This is a genomic window from Phyllobacterium sp. K27, assembly GCF_054796155.1.
Genome location: NZ_JBTWND010000003.1, coordinates 663,467 through 680,535 on the forward strand (window position 1 = coordinate 663,467; position 17,069 = coordinate 680,535).

The 17,069-nt window shown below is 51.4% G+C and carries 17 protein-coding genes and 2 pseudogenes; 15 read left to right on the forward strand and 4 right to left on the reverse strand.

Features of this window, described 5'->3' with window-relative positions:
• The first annotated feature begins 64 nt into the window (after positions 1-64).
• From ACYJL1_RS21010 to ACYJL1_RS21040, 7 genes are all read left to right on the forward strand, one after another.
• Positions 65-1,378, forward strand: a complete 1,314-nt coding sequence (locus ACYJL1_RS21010; protein WP_460899061.1) for an ABC transporter substrate-binding protein — start codon at positions 65-67, stop codon at positions 1,376-1,378.
• Between the two features lie 68 nt (positions 1,379-1,446).
• The gene (locus ACYJL1_RS21015) at positions 1,447-2,343 is read left to right on the forward strand and encodes a carbohydrate ABC transporter permease (RefSeq protein WP_460899062.1); all 897 of its coding nucleotides are present in this window, start codon (positions 1,447-1,449) and stop codon (positions 2,341-2,343) included.
• Position 2,344: 1 nt separating this feature from the next.
• Positions 2,345-3,211: a carbohydrate ABC transporter permease gene (locus ACYJL1_RS21020; RefSeq protein ID WP_460899063.1), complete on the forward strand. Its 867-nt coding sequence runs from the start codon at positions 2,345-2,347 to the stop codon at positions 3,209-3,211.
• Positions 3,212-3,214: 3 nt separating this feature from the next.
• Positions 3,215-4,312 carry an ABC transporter ATP-binding protein gene (locus ACYJL1_RS21025; RefSeq protein WP_460899064.1) on the forward strand — a complete coding sequence of 366 codons (1,098 nt, stop codon included), beginning with the start codon at positions 3,215-3,217 and terminating at the stop codon, positions 4,310-4,312.
• 10 nt (positions 4,313-4,322) lie between these two features.
• The gene (locus tag ACYJL1_RS21030; RefSeq protein ID WP_460899065.1) at positions 4,323-4,652 is read left to right on the forward strand and encodes an L-rhamnose mutarotase; all 330 of its coding nucleotides are present in this window, start codon (positions 4,323-4,325) and stop codon (positions 4,650-4,652) included.
• On the forward strand, positions 4,645-5,715 hold the full coding sequence (locus tag ACYJL1_RS21035) for a Gfo/Idh/MocA family protein (RefSeq protein ID WP_460899066.1): 1,071 nt from the start codon (positions 4,645-4,647) through the stop codon (positions 5,713-5,715). The genes ACYJL1_RS21030 and ACYJL1_RS21035 overlap by 8 nt, the downstream gene beginning before the upstream one ends.
• Before the next feature lie 10 nt (positions 5,716-5,725).
• Positions 5,726-6,175, forward strand: a complete 450-nt coding sequence (locus ACYJL1_RS21040) for a MaoC/PaaZ C-terminal domain-containing protein (protein ID WP_460899067.1) — start codon at positions 5,726-5,728, stop codon at positions 6,173-6,175.
• A 1,563-nt stretch (positions 6,176-7,738) separates the two neighbouring features.
• Here ACYJL1_RS21040 and ACYJL1_RS21045 read toward each other — a convergent pair.
• Positions 7,739-7,876, reverse strand: coding sequence for a hypothetical protein (locus ACYJL1_RS21045; RefSeq protein ID WP_460899068.1), 138 nt, complete (start codon positions 7,874-7,876; stop codon positions 7,739-7,741).
• 381 nt (positions 7,877-8,257) lie between these two features.
• Between ACYJL1_RS21045 and ACYJL1_RS21050 the strand changes: the two genes are divergently transcribed.
• Positions 8,258-8,455, forward strand: coding sequence for a hypothetical protein (locus tag ACYJL1_RS21050; RefSeq protein ID WP_460899069.1), 198 nt, complete (start codon positions 8,258-8,260; stop codon positions 8,453-8,455).
• 2 nt (positions 8,456-8,457) lie between these two features.
• A complete protein-coding gene (locus ACYJL1_RS21055; RefSeq protein ID WP_460899070.1) occupies positions 8,458-9,306 on the forward strand; it encodes a hypothetical protein in 849 nt (282 codons plus the stop codon).
• Between the two features lie 82 nt (positions 9,307-9,388).
• On the opposite strand, the gene ACYJL1_RS21060 is transcribed toward ACYJL1_RS21055, so the two are convergent.
• Together ACYJL1_RS21060 and ACYJL1_RS21065 are read right to left on the reverse strand one after the other, a co-directional pair.
• Positions 9,389-9,592, reverse strand: coding sequence for a KTSC domain-containing protein (locus tag ACYJL1_RS21060; protein ID WP_460899071.1), 204 nt, complete (start codon positions 9,590-9,592; stop codon positions 9,389-9,391).
• A 256-nt stretch (positions 9,593-9,848) separates the two neighbouring features.
• Positions 9,849-10,475, reverse strand: coding sequence for a hypothetical protein (locus tag ACYJL1_RS21065; protein ID WP_460899072.1), 627 nt, complete (start codon positions 10,473-10,475; stop codon positions 9,849-9,851).
• Between the two features lie 163 nt (positions 10,476-10,638).
• Between ACYJL1_RS21065 and ACYJL1_RS21070 the strand changes: the two are divergent.
• Together ACYJL1_RS21070 and ACYJL1_RS21075 are read left to right on the forward strand one after the other, a co-directional pair.
• Positions 10,639-10,866, forward strand: a pseudogene (locus ACYJL1_RS21070) (tyrosine-type recombinase/integrase); the annotation flags it as partial.
• 181 nt (positions 10,867-11,047) lie between these two features.
• Positions 11,048-11,131 (forward strand): annotated as a pseudogene (locus ACYJL1_RS21075) (dehydratase); the annotation flags it as partial.
• A 42-nt stretch (positions 11,132-11,173) separates the two neighbouring features.
• Here ACYJL1_RS21075 and ACYJL1_RS21080 read toward each other — a convergent pair.
• Positions 11,174-12,079 carry a LysR family transcriptional regulator gene (locus ACYJL1_RS21080; RefSeq protein WP_460899073.1) on the reverse strand — a complete coding sequence of 302 codons (906 nt, stop codon included), beginning with the start codon at positions 12,077-12,079 and terminating at the stop codon, positions 11,174-11,176.
• 246 nt (positions 12,080-12,325) lie between these two features.
• Here ACYJL1_RS21080 and ACYJL1_RS21085 point away from each other — a divergent pair, with 246 nt between their 5' ends.
• From ACYJL1_RS21085 to ACYJL1_RS21100, 4 genes are read left to right on the forward strand one after another with little or no spacing between them, the layout of a single operon-like run.
• Complete coding sequence (locus ACYJL1_RS21085) at positions 12,326-13,123, forward strand: ABC transporter ATP-binding protein (RefSeq protein WP_460899074.1); 798 nt, start codon at positions 12,326-12,328, stop codon at positions 13,121-13,123.
• A complete protein-coding gene (locus ACYJL1_RS21090; RefSeq protein WP_460899075.1) occupies positions 13,113-15,071 on the forward strand; it encodes an AMP-dependent synthetase/ligase in 1,959 nt (652 codons plus the stop codon). The genes ACYJL1_RS21085 and ACYJL1_RS21090 overlap by 11 nt, the downstream gene beginning before the upstream one ends.
• Positions 15,072-15,075: 4 nt before the next feature.
• Complete coding sequence (locus tag ACYJL1_RS21095) at positions 15,076-15,954, forward strand: branched-chain amino acid ABC transporter permease (RefSeq protein ID WP_460899076.1); 879 nt, start codon at positions 15,076-15,078, stop codon at positions 15,952-15,954.
• Position 15,955: 1 nt separating this feature from the next.
• Entirely contained in the window at positions 15,956-17,029 is a 1,074-nt protein-coding gene (locus ACYJL1_RS21100) for a branched-chain amino acid ABC transporter permease (RefSeq protein WP_460899077.1), read from the forward strand.
• Positions 17,030-17,069: the final 40 nt, after the last annotated feature.

The following is a 17,069-nucleotide window of genomic DNA, read 5'->3' on the forward strand; positions in this document are numbered from 1 at the left end:
TTATATATGAGATAACATAAATTGGACCGCTTCTGCGCGTCTATCGAACTGGGAGGTTCCTTTGATGAAACTGGTCACCGGCGTTTCAGCCGGCATAATCGCCTTGATGTTGCCCACGATGGGATTCAGTGCCGAGCTATCCGGCAAGTTCGATGGCGTAACCATCGACGCCAAGCTCATCGGAGGACAGCAATACGAAAAGCTGTATGAACGTATCGGTGAATGGGAAAAACTGACGGGCGCCAAGGTCAACGTCCTGTCGAAGAAAAACCATTTTGAACTGGACAAGGAAATCAAGTCCGATATCGCAACGGGGAGCATCTCCTGGTGCGTTGGGTCAAACCATTCCTCATTCGCACCGCAATATCCGGATATCTATACCGATCTAACACCCCTGGTTCCCACAGAGGAACTTGCGGCTTTTGTGCCATCGCTAATCAAGGCGTCGACGTTGGACGGCAAACTGGTCATGCTGCCCCGCGCTCAATTTGACGTTTCGGCTCTGTACTATCAAAAGAGCCTTTACCAGGATGAAGCCAAGAAAACTGCGTTCAAAGCAAAATATGGCTATGATCTCACCCCTCCCGATACATGGGCGCAGGTTACCGACCAGGCAGAATTCTTTGCTGATCCGCCAAATTTCTACGGCACGCAATTTGCCGGCAAGGAAGAAGCCATCAATGGCCGCTTCTATGAAATGCTTATTGCAGAAGGTGGGGAATATATCGACGCCGAGGGCAAGCCGGCCTTTAACTCAGAGGCAGGCGTTCGCGCACTCGATTGGTTCGTCAAGCTTTACAAGGACAAGGCAGTTCCGGCAGGTACGACCAACTATCTGTGGGACGATCTTGGCCAGGGCTTTGCCTCTGGGTCGGTTGCACTCAATCTTGACTGGCCAGGTTGGGCCACATTCTTCAACGACCCGAAATCTTCCAAAGTTGCAGGAAATGTCGGCGTGAAAGTGCAGCCAGCGGGATCATCTGGCAAACGCACTGGCTGGTCCGGCTTTCATGGTTTCTCTGTCACTGAGTCGTGTGCCAACAAGGAAGCCGCTGCATCTCTTGTCTGGTGGCTGACCAATGAGGACAGCCAGAAGCTGGAGTCGGCAGCCGGACCATTGCCGAGCCGCTCGGCAGTATGGGAATACAACATCAATGCGGCCAAGGGCGATGCTTATAAGACAGAGGTTTTGAGCGCGTTCCAGGAAGCCGCGAAGAATGCTTTCCCCGTTCCGCCGCTGGCCGAATGGATCGAAATTTCCAACTCGGTTTATCCGGAACTGCAAGCAGCAATTCTTGGTGACAAGACATCCAAGCAAGCGCTGGATGATGCGGCTGCAAAGGCAACCGGCATCCTTGAAGACGCAGGCAAGCTCTAAGCTTCTGGGCGATGTAGCGGCAATGCCGCTGCATCGCCTCATTTTATCATTCTATCATCAGGTTTCTCATGAAGTTTCCCAAGCTGTCAGCACCGGTATTGCTTCTGCTTCCGGCCATTATCGTGCTGGCGGCGGTAATTGTCGTGCCGCTTTTATTCTCCTTCTACTCAAGCTTCACGCCTTTTCGACTGACAAAGCCCGACTCACTCTGGATATTTATAGGTGTTCGCAATTACGTCGCCGTGCTCACCAATTGGGAGTTCTGGATTGCCTTTGGTCGCACGGTTCTTCTTCTTACGATTGCACTTAATGCCGAAATGTTCCTGGGTCTTGGTCTGGCAATGCTGGTAAACAAAGCAACGCACGGCCAGCGTGTTTTGCGTACCATGATGATGTTTCCAATGATGTTTTCGCCAGTACTGGTTGGGTTTCAGTTTAAGTTTCTGTTCAACGACAATATCGGCTTCGTAAACAATGCCCTCCAGTCACTGGGGTTGACTGACCGCGCTATTCCGTGGCTGATTGACGGTAATCTTGCGCTGATGTCGATCATCATTGCCGAGGTTTGGTCATCGACTTCGGTATTCGCCATCCTTATTCTGGCTGGCCTGATGGCGATGCCGAAAGACCCTATTGAGGCGGCAAATGTCGACGGCTGTACACCATGGCAGACCTTCCGCTACGTCGTCTGGCCATACATCATGCCATTTGCGTTTATTGCAATGACCATCCGATCATTGGACGTTGCCCGCGCCTACGACATAGTGAAAATCATGACCGATGGCGGACCAGCCAAGCGTACGGAACTTTTGTGGACGCTGATCGGCCGAACTGCCTATAGCGATGCGCGCATGGGTATGGCCAATGCCATGGGCTATATCGCTATTTTATTGTCGATCCTCTTCACGGTTTATTTCTTTCGCAAGCTCGCCGCCGCGCGCCAGCAAATCGGAGCGGAGTGGTAATATGGACACCAACACACTTCATCGCGTCAAGAAGCGCTTACTCAGCGGAGCACACATTCTGGGCCTCTTCATTGCCATGCTGATCATCTGTCTACCCGGGCTGTGGATCGTTCTGAGCTCGTTGCGGCCGACAGTGGAGATTATGGCGAAACCCGCGATCTGGATTCCACAGGACGTCTCGCTGGATGCCTATCGCGCAATGTTCTCCGGTGTCGGCGAAGGCGGAATCCCGGTATGGAATTATTTCCGGAACTCGCTGATCATCTCCGTGACATCCACCATAATCGCAGTCGCCATCGGCATGTCAGGTGGTTATGCGTTTGCGCGCTATCGCTTCAAGGCAAAATCCGCAATTTTTCTCGGCTTCATGCTCACACGGGCCGTCCCGGGCATCGCCCTGTCACTACCCTTGTTTATGCTTTATGCCCGTACAGGAATTATCGACACGCATTTTGCGATGATCCTGACCTATGTGGCACTCAACGTCCCTTTCACAATCTGGCTCATCGATGGCTTTTTTAGACAAGTGCCTAAAGACTTAGCCGAGGCAGCCCAAATTGATGGTTGCACACGCTGGCAGGCATTCTGGCAGGTCGAATTCCCTCTTGCGGGTCCCGGCATCGCTTCAGCGGGTATCTTTGCTTTTCTAACGTCGTGGAACGAATACGCCCTCGCCTCGCAGATTACGCGTTCGGTAAATTCAAAGACGCTGCCGGTTGGCTTGCTCGACTACACCGCCGAGTTCACGATTGATTGGCGCGGCATGTGTGCCCTCGCAGTGGTCATGATCGTGCCAGCGCTGACACTCACTTTCATCATTCAAAAACACCTTGTCGGCGGACTAACCTTCGGCGCGGTCAAAGGGTAATACATGGCTCCTGTTACGCTCAAAAAACTCGTCAAACGATATGGCACGCACGAAGTGGTGCATAGCATCGATCTTGAGGTGAAGGATCGCGAATTCATCGCGCTTGTCGGACCTTCCGGTTGTGGAAAGTCCACGACACTACGGATGATTGCCGGACTGGAAGATATCAGTGAAGGCGTCATCGAGATCGGTGGCAAGCCTGTCAATGATCTTCCTCCCAGGGCGCGCAATATATCCATGGTCTTCCAGTCGTATGCTCTTTATCCGCATATGACTGTCGGCGAAAACATGGGCTTCTCCCTGAAAATTGCTGGCAAGAGCCAGGATGAGATAAAGGCACGTGTTGCAGAAGCAGCTTCTATTCTGGATCTCACCCCTTATCTGGAACGGCGCCCGTCCCAACTCTCAGGTGGTCAACGGCAACGTGTTGCCATGGGTCGCGCCATCGTACGCAATCCCGATGTTTTCCTGTTTGACGAGCCGCTTTCCAATCTTGACGCTAAACTTCGGACACAAGTCCGCACTGAGATCAAAAAGCTACACGCAAAAGTGCAATCGACAATGATCTATGTCACGCATGATCAGGTCGAAGCGATGACACTTTCTGATCGAATCGTCATCATGCGTGATGGCTATATCGAGCAAGTTGGCACTCCAGAAGAAGTCTTCCAACGTCCCAATACGAAATTTGTTGCCGGGTTCATTGGCTCTCCACCCATGAACCTCGATGACGCGACTGTCGACGACGGCAAACTGGTCTTTAAGAGTGGCCAAAGCCTGCCAATTCCGACGCAATTCCGCAGCAAGCTCCAAGTAGGCCAAAACGTTACCTTCGGCATACGTCCGGATGACATCTATCCCACCGGCCACGGGCTTCATGCAGGAACTGTCGATAATGTGCACGAGATTGAACTGCCAGTCGCAATAACCGAGCCACTCGGCAACGAAACGCTGGTTTTTATCAACTTCAATGGCAGAGAATGGGTTTCACGCATGCTCAATCCGCGCAAATTGGAGACGGGCGAAATGGTCAAACTTAGCTTTGATCTGTCGCGTGCTCACCTTTTCCACGCCGAAACAGGTCATACCCTGCGCGACTGAGGAACAAGCCATGCAACGAATGGGAATGATAATAGGGCTGAAGGCCGACAAAGTAGAAGAGTACAAGCGATTGCATGCTGCTGTCTGGCCCGAAATTTTGGCGCTAATATCAAGCTGCAACATCCGCAATTATTCGATCTATCTTCGGGAGCCCGAAAACCTGCTTTTCGGCTCGTGGGAATATCACGGCAATGATTTCGATGCTGATATGTCGAGAATGGCCGCAGATATCGACAATAAGAAATGGTGGGCAGTGTGCATGCCCTGCCAGCAACCACTCATGACCCGCAAGGAAGGTGAGTGGTGGGCAATGATGGAAGAGGTATTTCACCTTGACTGATTTCGACCCGGCAAAGCTCCGCCAATTTTGGCCAAAGCCGGCAGACGCTCGGCCCATCGTCATTTTTGGTGCAGGAAGCATCGTCAATGACGCGCATTTTCCGGCATACCGCAAGGCCGGGTTCCCTGTTGCCGGGCTATATGATCCTGACGTGGAAAAGGCCCGCAAAATTGCCGATTCCTGGGATGTTTCTGTGTTCGCGACGATTCAGGAAGCGGCTGCGATACCCGGCGCGATTTTCGATCTGGCTACGCCGCCTGGACAGCATGCCGCTGTTCTCAAATCACTACCAGCAGGTTCATTTGCACTGATCCAGAAACCGATGGGCGCTGACCTTACCCAAGCGACAGAGATTCTCGAGCTTTGCAGAACCAAAAACATTGCTGCGGCTGTGAATTTCCAGCTGCGTTTTGCTCCGATGATGCTGGCGCTGAAGGACGCAATAAGCCAAGGCTATCTGGGTGATATTATTGATTTCGACGCTTGGCTCGCCCTTGATACGCCGTGGAACCTATGGCCGTTTCTCAAGGGTTTGCCACGTATCGAAATTGCTATGCATTCCATTCATTATCTGGATTTCATTCGTGATCTTCTTGGCAATCCTCTTGGTGTCCATGCCAAGACATTGGGCCATCCCTCGCACGATGTTGCACAGACACGCACCAGTGCCATTCTTGATTATGGAGAACGGATAAGGTGCGCCGTGTCGGTCAATCATGATCATCGGTTCGGTCGCAAATATCAGGCATGTGAATTCCGTATCTCGGGGAGCGAAGGTGCAGCCTATCTTAAACTGGGCGTAAACCTCGACTATCCGCGCGGTGAGCCTGATGTGCTCGAAATATTTCCCAATGGCGGCGACCATTGGATCAATGTTCCACTTCAAGGCGCGTGGTTTCCCGATGCATTTATGAACAGAATGGCAAACCTGCAGCGCTTTGCGAGCGGCGAAGATTCCGAACTGGTGAGTTCTGTTGAGGATGCATGGCACACAATGGCTTTGGTAGAAGCCGCTTATGCTTCATCTGCTGCATCAGGCACAACACTTTCTCAAAAGCCTTAGGGGTTCTGGCATGGCCGAACAAACCATATATTTTGATGATTATCAGACGGGCGACGTTCGTGTCACGACCGGGCGGACGATTACAGAGACTGATTTCGTCGTTCATGCGGGACATACCGGTGACTTTTTTCCACACCATATGGATGCGGAATTCGCCAAATCACTTCCAGGCGGCCAACGCATTGCCCATGGCACAATGGTTTTTTCGATCGGTGTTGGCCTAACTGCATCGCTTATCAATCCCGTGGCGTTTTCATATGGCTACGACCGGCTTCGTTTTGTGCGACCAGTACATATTGGAGACACGATACGCACGCGCGTAACTATCAGCACAAAAGAAGATGACCCGAAGCGCCCGCATTCTGGTCGCGTAATCGAGCAATGTGAGGTTCTGAACCAGCGGGATGAAGTTGTTCTGGCAGCGGACCACATCCTTATAGTGGAGCGAAAAAAGCCTTAATCCCCGTTCGAACTCAACTCTGCTCCTATCTTATCGATAAGCGCGCGACCCAACGGACCAGGTTGACGATTAATCGGCCACACTGCTCGTTTACAGCTGTCGACCTCGGTCTTCTTGACCCATTCGTGCGGCGTGGCTGGCGGGCTGCCAGAGATCACTTGCCTCTACAGACTTCGCTGTATATTAAGATCAAATGCGGTTCAGTAATTCAGTCCTTGTCGGAATCATCATTGTAGTTTCGCTGCTGATCTTCTATTTGGCTGTCGGAGATGTCGACGCGCTCTTTGCCCTCACTGGCTAATGATCCTCGGTGACTGCAGAACAACTTGCTTACTGCTGAACCAGATGTCCTGATGCAAAGTTGGTCAGCCAGGGATCACAAAGCATGGACCCGGAAGACAAACCTTACCTCAGTCGAACATGGCCTTATCTTCTGGCCATCGTGATCTTGGCTGCGGTGTCGATAGCTTGGGGTCGCTATTGTTCGGTCGAACATGAGCCGGGATATCGGGTCAGCGCAATTGGCGCCCCTTTCACCCTTACCCAATAGTGCTCACGCGGCCGCGAGCGCAGCGGGCAACTTCGCTTTCATGGTGATTTCCTTGTTGTGATTAACGGGGCACGAAGCTCCGCAATCGATACGAAGGCACAATCCGCTAGTCAGACGCGGGGCAAAAAGAACCCGTAATTCAAGCACTTAGACGATGTCGGGACAAATTTTCTTTCCATACTTTCATTAGGCTTTTCAGCCTGATTGTCCCATTGCACCCTCCCCTGAAAAATCAGCCAACCCGCCTTTAAGAGCGCGGGCGCGCATCCTTGCGTCGTAACCAAGGCTGGCTACTGGATGGACGAAACGGGCGAACAATTTCAAGAGGATGGCCCCGGGCGCGTGTACATGCCCTGGTGTGTAGACTACTCCAAATTCGTGCCGCCCCTGCTTCACGAAATGAAAGTGACGCGCCAACGATTAGCCGCTGCGGGAATTTAGCTTGGTGGCAGGGGAAATATTCTCGTCTAGAATATTTCCCCTAGTCGCGGCCACGATAGATAAACAAGCCGAGCGTTATCGCCCCAAGCATCGCTACAACATAAATCCAGATATCCATCAGCACTATGTCTCCATGCAGAACGGCGCGTGATCCCCTCCCGTTGTTTTCAGCAAGCTCGCATGGCGACTGGAGTAAGGCAATCTCCACTGGTGCAGATGCTGGCTACCTGCCGTAAATTCGCCCGCTTGCCAAGACGACCGGGATCCATATTAGAAAGAAAACTATGTACGGCCATAGACGCGAAAGGTACGGAGCATAATCCTCTTGCGTATTCTCGTCGTCGAGCCGAAGTTTGCTACGCATTGAGTGGTGCCAGTTTGGTCGGTTTGTCATTGCCGCACCTGTGACCATGTGATTTGGGATCCAGACAGCATAAACGAGTCCCGACGGGGCATTTGCTTGGGGTGCCGGGACTCGCTCTGCCCGTGGGTAGGGCTAAGGATTTTTTACTGCAATATTTGGATGCTGCGGATTCACAAATTGTAAATCTTCGTTGCAAGGCATCCGTCGGCTACACATCGATGGCCAGGATGGCGATACCTACGGTCACACAGATCGACAGGACGGTAAGTACTGCGCGAATGATCACCTGCCTGCGTTTCTGGCGACGAGATTCTTCGCCCTCCCAATCGTAAACAGATCTGTACATTGGGGAACCTCCGATAACTGCCCGCCTACAAACTACTCAGTACAAACATGCAGGCGGGCTATTATGCCGACGATAGGAGATCGGCGCAGGCAGGGTGCGTGAAGTTGGTTAAGGGATGGTGAAACTGAAAGTACGACAAGTTGAATAACACGCATACTTGTCATCCTATGCAACGTGTTCTACATGACCTGTAGTGTCGACGCACGAACGGAAATTTCATCGCGACGTTGTGCATTTTTCTTGCAACGACCATCGCGACACAATCACGCGACCATCGCGATTTTAATTGAAACTTCATACACGACATGCCATGTATATACAGACTGACACACTCTAGATGTATATACAGGCATCGAGTGCAATGAACGAATAGGCTATGTAATGGCTATGCAAATTGCATATTATAATCCTCAGGTTCGCGCTAGAGAGAAGCAGGTTATGCGTGATAGAGATGAGTCACGCCTGCAATCGAATTCTGCAAGCCGCGTTGAGCTTAAAAAAAACAACAGCTTCTTTTCTGCTCTTCCATTGGATCGCTTTAGGATAGTTGCGGTTGGCGGTAAGGCAATTTACCGCTAGTTGTGAATAAGGATAGCGAGCAATCGGATGTTGACCAACCGCACCTGACGGCCGAAGAGGTTGTTCAAATTTTACAATTTGTTGCTAGCAGCAAACCTATTTTGGTGGGTGGTCAGGCTATAAGCATCTGGGCTACTATGCTTGGGACTGACGATGAGCAATTAGAAGCTTTGGGTCCCGTTACAAGCGTTGACGTTGATTTCTTCCACAATAAAAAAGCTCAAAAAGCCTTAGTCGAAGGCCTGGAAAAGGGTGAGCTACGACTTCCGGACGGGGACGACCATACTCCAAGTGCGGCAGTTGTGACTGGTTACATCGGTGAAAAGAAGATCGTTATCGACTTCATGTCAGCCATAAAGGGTGTGTCAGATTCCTCTCTTTATAAAAACTCTATGACCATAATGGATACTGAGGGCACTAATCCAGTGTCAATTAACCTTATGGGGCCATTGGATTGCGTGAAAAGTCGTTTAGCCAATATTAATGAACTGAAACGGACTTCTGATCATTCAATCCGCCAAGCTATGGCAAGTCTTAGAATCCTTGACCTCTATCTCGAGTCTGAGTTGGGATTCAACACAAAACCCGCAGTTAAAACAGTTACAGAAATCCTACAGCAGTTGGAATACGTTGCTGTAAATCAGCACATAGGAAAAATCTCTCATCTAGAATTCGGGAAAGAACTTGACTTGGTTGCTATCCTTCAACCCCGAATGAGTGATGAGAGATTGGATGAGAGATGGAGAGAAAAAATTCTTCGGCCTATCTTGTCGAGAATTTCTGAAAAGATTTTGATTAGTGAAAGCCGCACCATTCAGAGAAAAAGAATTTTCGAAAAGAAAAACAAATAATTCCGCCTTCCTCTATCCCCTCACACCGCAACTGCGATTCACCAGCCAAGTGGTTCTCTGCATATCCTTTCCCATATGAAGTTTACCGATTGGAACTGTAACGATCTCGAATGTAATCGTTGAAGAACGATCCCTTGGAGCGCGCTGCTAAGAATGCCAAGTACACGCTTCCCGGCACTCCATAATAATCATATGGGCCACCACTTTCGACAAACCAGATAGAGAGCGTGCCACTGGCAGGGTTGTGTTCAATACGTCGAATTGCCGATGATTTAACTATTGGCATATGTACTTAACTCGTATGGCAGGCGTTGGAGCACCAGTAGCAACCATTCGACTGACGATAATACTTTTTTGCTTCGACAACTGCCGACTGGCAAACCGCATGCCATCCCAAGTTTATCTTGTTTGATGGAACGAATGTACATTGAAGCGTATGGACTTCGTGATCGCCGTTGGCTTGAGCATTATTGTTAACGCAGTAATCAGGCATGAATTCCCCTCCTTTGCCATGTTTTGTGGCATTTTGTTATTGCAATAAACTACTTCCCACCGCGCACTCTTTCCGAGTTCGTAAGCGCTTCACCGAGCTTTGTGACGACCTGCTTCATGGATTTCTCTGCTGAGTCAGTGAGCACTTTTGCTCCGCCTTCACAGAAGCCTCCGGCATCACCTTGAGCATTCCCTGATCCAGATACCGTGGTTCCAAGAAGCCTGCCGCTTTGACCGTCGACAGTGATGGATGCAACAACTTCTACGTCTGTCTCCATACCCATAACCCAAAAGCCAGGAACGACACGCAGACGAGCGTTTACTTCCTCGCCTTTGACGATGATCATTCCCTTTGCACCCTTAGCGGCAAGTTCGCCACGATCGACAGGACTATCCACGACCTCAAGCGAGGTGACTAGGTTTTCAAAGGTTTTCCTAACGGAGCCAGTAAATCCACCTGAAAGCGCAAGTGGAAAGGAATGTGCGGCGCAGTTCATGTCAGACGGCTTAATGGTTTTGTTAAGCGCGTTGCCCTCTACAAACAGCAAGTACTTACCTGGGAGTTTATTGTCATAGGACGAATATACATTGTAGGATCCCACGGCCAATGGTTCTGCCTTATAGGCGCAACCGGCCAAGGCCGTGGCAAGCACCGCGTAGAACAACTTATACTTCATTATTTCCCCGCCCCATTTTTGCCATATTCAGATCACGGCGTGAGGCGGTTAGCAAGCAGAATGTTACAATGCGTAATGTGGCGTGAGCATTGGAGCGCAAACGGCAAAAATCCATTCTCGAATTCATTGTGTGCGAAGTAATCCAGAGCACGCTGCCATGAGGATGGGAGGAAGGCAATTACTCCTTCAAACAGACTTTGGTAAGCCGTATACGTCCAATGGATTTGGCAACTGGTTCCGCAGGCGCGGTGATGAAGCTGGCCTTCCTCACTGTTCTGCACATGGTCTTCGCAAAGCCGCCGCTACACGTCTAGCGGAAGCTGGCGCAAGCGAACACAAGATCATGGCAATAACTGGCCATACCACGAGCAAAGAGGTTAGCCGATATACGAAGGCGAGCCGTCAGAAAGTTCTCGCGGAACAGGTCTTTGATCGATTCAAAAAAGAAGGAGAAACTGAAATAATTGTCCCACTTTTGGAAACGGAGAAAAGCGGCGAGACAAAACCGACCACTAAGATATTGAAAAATAAAGATTTAAGGAAAAAATGGCGCCCAGACGCGGAATCCACCTCTTCCCGGTGGCCAACAAATCGCCATTGCGCGCAGCACGATGGTTTTCTCAATTGGTATTGGCCTGACGGCATCGCTGATTAATCGAGCGATGTAAGGTTCTTCATCAGCGGTGATCGGAAAGGCTTCATGCTCCGTCATCGGCGGTGTTCAGCTTGTCCGCAATCATATCGATAAGCGCGCGCCCCAGTGGACCAGGCTGACGATCAATCGGCCACACCGCACCGATGGTGCGCGTAGGATTCAACTGAACGTCGTCGCTATGGAGACGGCAGATACAACCGGCATCGACTTCTGCTTCAAAAAATTCATCCGTTGCAAAGCACCATCCAAGTCCGTGCCCAACCATATCTCTGATATGTTGCAAGTCATTTGAAGTCCAAACGTCCGAACTGAACACACGCCCGCTGCGTTCCATGTCGAGCCCATAAGACCCGATATAATAAATCTGCCGCTCGCGCTGAAAATCAGCCATCACAAGCGGCTCGGTTTTTTTTGCGAGAGGGTGATTTGACGCTGCTACCGGGCGCAGGCTGACCTGATCAAATGTGCGTCCCTCCATATCCAATGGAATTGCCGGCAACAGAGCGAAACTGAAATCAATGACGCCCGTTCTCAGATCATCCCAAAGACTGTTGAGCGAACTTGTAAATATCTGTAGCCGCACGCGCTGATTGATGGCCGCGAAGTCCTGAAGCGCGCGGTATAGCGGGCCAGAGGGAAAGAGTACATCAACGGCAATGCGAATGCGGGTTTCCTGCCCCTTTTCCAATGAAGCGGCATGCGTAGAAAATCGTTGCGCGCGTTCCACGACCGATTTGGCTTCCGCAAAAAGGGCACGTCCCTGCTCGGTAAGCTCCGAAACCTTGCTTCCCCGTTCCAGCAAGGCAAACCCGCAATGGGCCTCCAACTGAGTAAGAGAATAACTGACCGACGATACCGCACGGTTTAAAAGGCGGGCCGCCGCGGAGAAACTACCGGTTTCAGCTACCAGCACGAATGCTGTCAGGTGATCGACGAGATTTGGATGCATTCGGATCTTTCGAACAAACTCTTCAACTCTTTTCATATTACCAGAAAGCTCAATGCCTGCTAGCTTAATCAAACTGACGGAATTATCAGTCCCGCACCGAAGGGTGCTTCGCTAGCTTTTGGGAGGAGGCAGGCGTTTGAGATATGAGTATTCGTTCGTCCATGGCCTGTATAAAGGCCCGATGATTTCCGCCTGGTCGAGAACAGCGGATTGTCTGCGTCCATTATGTATGGGATGCCGGGCACGATGACAGCAGTGACAAATTCATCTCAGCCTGTCCTCGTATGTGACAATGTAAGTCGCTGGTTTCAAGGCGTGCATGCGCTCAAGAATGTTTCCGTCTCAATCGGAAGCGGCGAGATTTTTGGACTGGTTGGCCCGAACGGTTCGGGGAAAACCACACTGGTCAATGCTGTCACCGGTTTCTATCCGCCGCAGGAAGGCAGCATTCACTTCAAGGGCGAAAAGATAAACGGCCTGAAGCCATATCGGATTGCCGAGCGCGGCATAGCCCGCACATTCCAGAATGTTGCATTGTTCCGCGGCATGAGTGTTCTCGATAACATCCTGCTTGGCCGCCACATCTACATGAACCCCAACCCGCTAGCCTCATTATTCTATTGGTGGTGGGCCAGAAAGGAAGAGAACAGGCACCGGCACAAGGTGGAAGAGGTTATTGACCTTCTACAGCTTGAAAGTGTCCGCGACGAACACGTCGATACCATTCCTCTCGGTCTGCAGAAGCGTGTTGAACTTGCGCGCGCATTGTCTGCCGAACCGCAACTGCTGGTCCTTGACGAGCCGATGGCAGGGATGAACCAGGAGGAGAAGGAGTATATGGTGCGCTTCATCCTGGATGCGCAGAAAGCTCTCGGTCTTTCGGTCCTGATCATTGAGCATCATATGGATGTGGTCACGGCAATTTGTGACCGGATTCTTGTCCTCAATAATGGCTCCAAAATTGCTGAAGGTCCCGCCCTGGAAGCAATCGCCGATCCTCATGTCGTCGAAGCATATTTGGGAAAGGCACGCAATGCGGCATGACTCTTCCAACCTCGGCTTAAACGCCCCCCTCCATTCCAACTGGCAGGATGATGACCACCTCATCACAGTGCTCGCCCGCAATGCGCGCGAGCAGCCAGAGATCATTGCAATGCGAGAGAGAGATCAGGGTATTTGGCAAGAATATAACTGGGCCGCCTATCTGGAGCATGTCATCGGTTTCGCAGCCGGACTGGAAGAATACGGTATCCATCCGGGCGATATTATTCTGATTGCAGGAGACAACAGACCCAATCTTTACTTCTCCATGCTGGGCGCAATCTGTCTGCGTGCGATCCCCTCACCTGCCTATCCTGACACACCGCCGCAGGAGCTGCTCGATCAATTGCGCCGCGAACGCATCAGGATCGCGATAGCGGAAGATCAGGAACAGGTGGACAAACTTCTGGGGATTCGCGAGACATATCCCGATCTCGAACTGATCATCTATGATGATCCACGAGGATTGGATGGTATGGCCATTCCCGGCACGGTGGCATTCGAAGCGATTTTGAATCGTGGCCGGGAGAAACTGAAGACGCGGCCCGACCTGCAAAAAGAGCTTATTGCCCGTCCGAGCGTCCATGATGTGGCCATCCTGCTTCATTCATCCGGCACAACGGGCACCCCCAAGGGCATCCCCTTAAAGCATGGCCATGTTCTTTCGGGTGTCCGAAATGCTGCTGCTGCCGGGTATTTTCATCGAGGCGAAGTCCACATGGCCTATCTTCCGATTGCATGGGTCGGAGATTTCACTTTCTCTGTTGCCGCTGCACTCGAACTCTCCTTCACGATCAATATTCCGGAGGCTCAAGAAACGGCCCTCCATGACCTTCGCGAAATTGCACCCACTCTTTACTTCTCATCGCCCCGCGCCTGGTCAGGAATGCTGACACGCATTCAGGTTGGCATTGCCGAATCCACACCGTTCAAGCGCTGGTTGTACGAGCGGTGCATCCAGTTTGCAGTGCAGGTCGAGCGCAGACGATTGGAGGGACGTACTCCGTCTCTATACCAGCGCTTTATTCTGAAATGCGGGGAGTTTCTGATTTATCGACCCGTAAAGGATCAATTGGGATTAAGCCGGGTTGAACGCGCCTATACGGCTGGTGAAGCAATTGGCGAGGATGTCTTTCTTTTCTTCCGGGCGCTCGGTCTCAATTTAAGGCAGTTCTATGGGCAAACCGAAAATTGCGCACTCGCAATTGCGCAATCACCCGAAGACGTCAGCCTTACCAGCGTAGGCCGCCCCTTCCCCGGCGTGGAGGTAAAACTCAGTGACAATGGCGAAATTCTTCTTCGCGGGGACAATATCTTCGATGGCTATTACGCAGATCCGGAAGCAACGGAAAAAACGCTTCAAGATGGATGGCTCCACACCGGCGATGCAGGACAGATCGAAAAAGACGGGCAGATAGTGGTTCTGGGACGCGTTTCGGAAATCGTCCACACGGCGGCAAATGTTCGCTACATTCCAACCTATATTGAGAACAGGCTCAAATTCAGCCGGTTCGTCAAAGATGTCTGTGTTATTGGCGATGGCAGAGACTATCTATCGGCCATTCTTTGCGTCGATATCGATGCCGTCGGTCAATGGGCGCAGGAAAACGGCATATCCTACACCTCATATGCCGAGCTGTCGCAAAGCCCGGCAGTCTATGACCTTGCCCAGACTCTTATAACAAAATTGAACGCCCTCCTGCCGGAAGGCCAGGCAATCGAGCGGTTTGTGAACTTGCACAAACAGTTCGACCCTGATGACGGGGAAATGACCCGAACCCGTAAATTGCGCCGGGATGTTATCGATCAGCGCTACGCGAAGATCATCAGCGCCATTTATACAGGTGAAGACAGCATCAATTTTGAAGCGCCAATCACCTATGAAACCGGCCAAACCGGGATGATTGCCCGCACGCTGGTTATTCGCAGCCTCACAGAGCGGAGGAACTAGGCGGATGTCCTATTTCGTAGAACTCGTTATCAATGGTGCGCTTACCGGTTTAATGTACAGCCTGGTGGCTATCGGTTTCGTGCTTATTTATAAGTCGGCAGGTGTTCCCAATCTTGCCCAGGGGGCAGTCGTCATGACGGCGGCCTATGTGGTCTGGCTTCTGGCCGCGCTGGGCTTGCCGATTGTCGCTGCGATTATCCTTGGAACAGTTCTTATGTTTGGCTTCGGTCTTTTGACCGAGCGATTATTGCTTCGGCGGATGGTGGGACAGCCAATCATCATGATCGTCATGTTGACGCTGGGGCTGGAAATCCTTTTGCGTGGCATTGGTCCAGGGCTCCTCGGAGCTGCACCAAAATCGCTGGATCTTGGTATCGGTCTCAGCCCGGTCATTATTGGCGACGTCTTTATCAACCGCGCATATCTGGTTGGAGGAATTGTGGCGCTTGCCATGATCGGTGCGGCGTTACTCTTTTTCAAAACGCGGCTCGGCATCAAGCTACGTGCCGTATCGGATGATCACGTATCAAGCTGGGCTGTCGGCATATCTGTCGAGCGGGCTGTTGGAATTTCCTGGGGGATTTCCGGCATATCAGCCGTTGCTGCCGGCGTGTTATGGGGGTCTGTCCAAGGTGTCGACTGGACACTATCGACACTTTTATTTCCAGCCGTGGCAGTGGCAATCCTTGGCGGCATCGATTCCATTTGGGGCGTACTGATCGGCGGTCTTCTTGTCGGAATTCTCGGAAGTGTCATACCGGGTTATCTAGATGCCATAGTCGGCGGCGGCACGCGGGACGTCGTGACATCTCTCATCATACTTCTGACAATCATGATCCGGCCCTACGGTATATTCGGGCGCGAAGACATCGAAAGGATCTGACATGTTTTATCGTATGGCAGGCGTCTATTACACGCGCTACGACAAGGCCCGGGCGCTATGGCCGGTTCCCGCCGATCGTTGGCAGATCGGGTTCATTTTTGCACTGGCGCTTGCAGCTCCCTTTCTTTTGTCAGACCTTTATCTCGGCAGCTATGCCCTGCCATGGCTGATATGGAGCGCTGCCACTCTCTCGCTTACCCTTTTGATGGGCTTGGCGGGGCAGTTGCATTTCGGCTTTGCTGCCGTCATGGCCATTGGTGCTTATACATCCATTCACCTGGCCCGATTTGGAGTTCCTTTTGAACTGGCTCTTCTGGGAGCAGGAATTGCATCTGCCGCAATTGGTGCGCTCTTCGGCGCGGCGGCACTTCGCGTTAAAGGGCTTTACCTGGTCATGGCGACACTTGCCATGCAGTATCTGGTAGATTGGGTTATCAATAATGTACCGGCAATTTCCGGTGGTGCTCAAGCAACGCTGCGCACACCAGCCGCCAGCTTATTCCTTGTGTCGCTCGAAAGTCTGGAAGTTCGCTATTATGTAGCACTGGCCTGGGCTGTTCTGCTTGCGATTTTCTTCATGAATATCAAACGCTCAAGTTTCGGCCGTGCACTGGTTGCTATCCGCGACAAGGACTTTGCAGCTGCTGTCATTGGAATTGATCCGTTCCGCTACAAACTTCTCGCCTTCTTCACATCGTCATTTGTAGGTGGCGTAACAGGAGCCTTGCTGGCGTTTTGCTACTACCGCGCTGTTACTCCGGAGCAATTCGGCTTCAATGTATCAATTCAACTTGTTGCAATGGTGCTTGTTGGCGGACTGGGCTCCGTTATCGGCGGATTTCTCGGAGCAGGATTTGTGCTCCTGGTTCCGATCATACTCACCAACCTCGTGGCCAGCCTCGCAGCCTCTGGCTTCCTGACCGTATCATCCAATCTTCTCGCCCATCTGCCCTTGATGATTTACGGCGCATTGATCATCGGCTTTTTGGTGTTTGAGCCACTTGGCCTCGCAAAAATCTACGACAACATACGCAAATACTTCCTCGTATGGCCTTTCCGCCATTCGAGGAGTTGAGGGTAACGAAAAACCAAAATACGCAAGCGGAGGAAATGTC

Coding starts and splice junctions, on each gene's coding strand:
- ACYJL1_RS21065 (WP_460899072.1), bottom strand. CDS start 10,475: ATGAAGTATAAGTTGTTCTACGCGGTGCTTGCCACGGCCTTGGCCGGT.
- ACYJL1_RS21095 (WP_460899076.1), top strand. CDS start 15,076: ATGTCCTATTTCGTAGAACTCGTTATCAATGGTGCGCTTACCGGTTTA.
- ACYJL1_RS21100 (WP_460899077.1), top strand. CDS start 15,956: ATGTTTTATCGTATGGCAGGCGTCTATTACACGCGCTACGACAAGGCC.
- ACYJL1_RS21020 (WP_460899063.1), top strand. CDS start 2,345: ATGGACACCAACACACTTCATCGCGTCAAGAAGCGCTTACTCAGCGGA.
- ACYJL1_RS21090 (WP_460899075.1), top strand. CDS start 13,113: ATGCGGCATGACTCTTCCAACCTCGGCTTAAACGCCCCCCTCCATTCC.
- ACYJL1_RS21050 (WP_460899069.1), top strand. CDS start 8,258: ATGGCTATGCAAATTGCATATTATAATCCTCAGGTTCGCGCTAGAGAG.
- ACYJL1_RS21060 (WP_460899071.1), bottom strand. CDS start 9,592: ATGCCAATAGTTAAATCATCGGCAATTCGACGTATTGAACACAACCCT.
- ACYJL1_RS21010 (WP_460899061.1), top strand. CDS start 65: ATGAAACTGGTCACCGGCGTTTCAGCCGGCATAATCGCCTTGATGTTG.
- ACYJL1_RS21025 (WP_460899064.1), top strand. CDS start 3,215: ATGGCTCCTGTTACGCTCAAAAAACTCGTCAAACGATATGGCACGCAC.
- ACYJL1_RS21040 (WP_460899067.1), top strand. CDS start 5,726: ATGGCCGAACAAACCATATATTTTGATGATTATCAGACGGGCGACGTT.
- ACYJL1_RS21045 (WP_460899068.1), bottom strand. CDS start 7,876: ATGTACAGATCTGTTTACGATTGGGAGGGCGAAGAATCTCGTCGCCAG.
- ACYJL1_RS21030 (WP_460899065.1), top strand. CDS start 4,323: ATGCAACGAATGGGAATGATAATAGGGCTGAAGGCCGACAAAGTAGAA.
- ACYJL1_RS21080 (WP_460899073.1), bottom strand. CDS start 12,079: ATGCATCCAAATCTCGTCGATCACCTGACAGCATTCGTGCTGGTAGCT.
- ACYJL1_RS21085 (WP_460899074.1), top strand. CDS start 12,326: ATGACAGCAGTGACAAATTCATCTCAGCCTGTCCTCGTATGTGACAAT.
- ACYJL1_RS21015 (WP_460899062.1), top strand. CDS start 1,447: ATGAAGTTTCCCAAGCTGTCAGCACCGGTATTGCTTCTGCTTCCGGCC.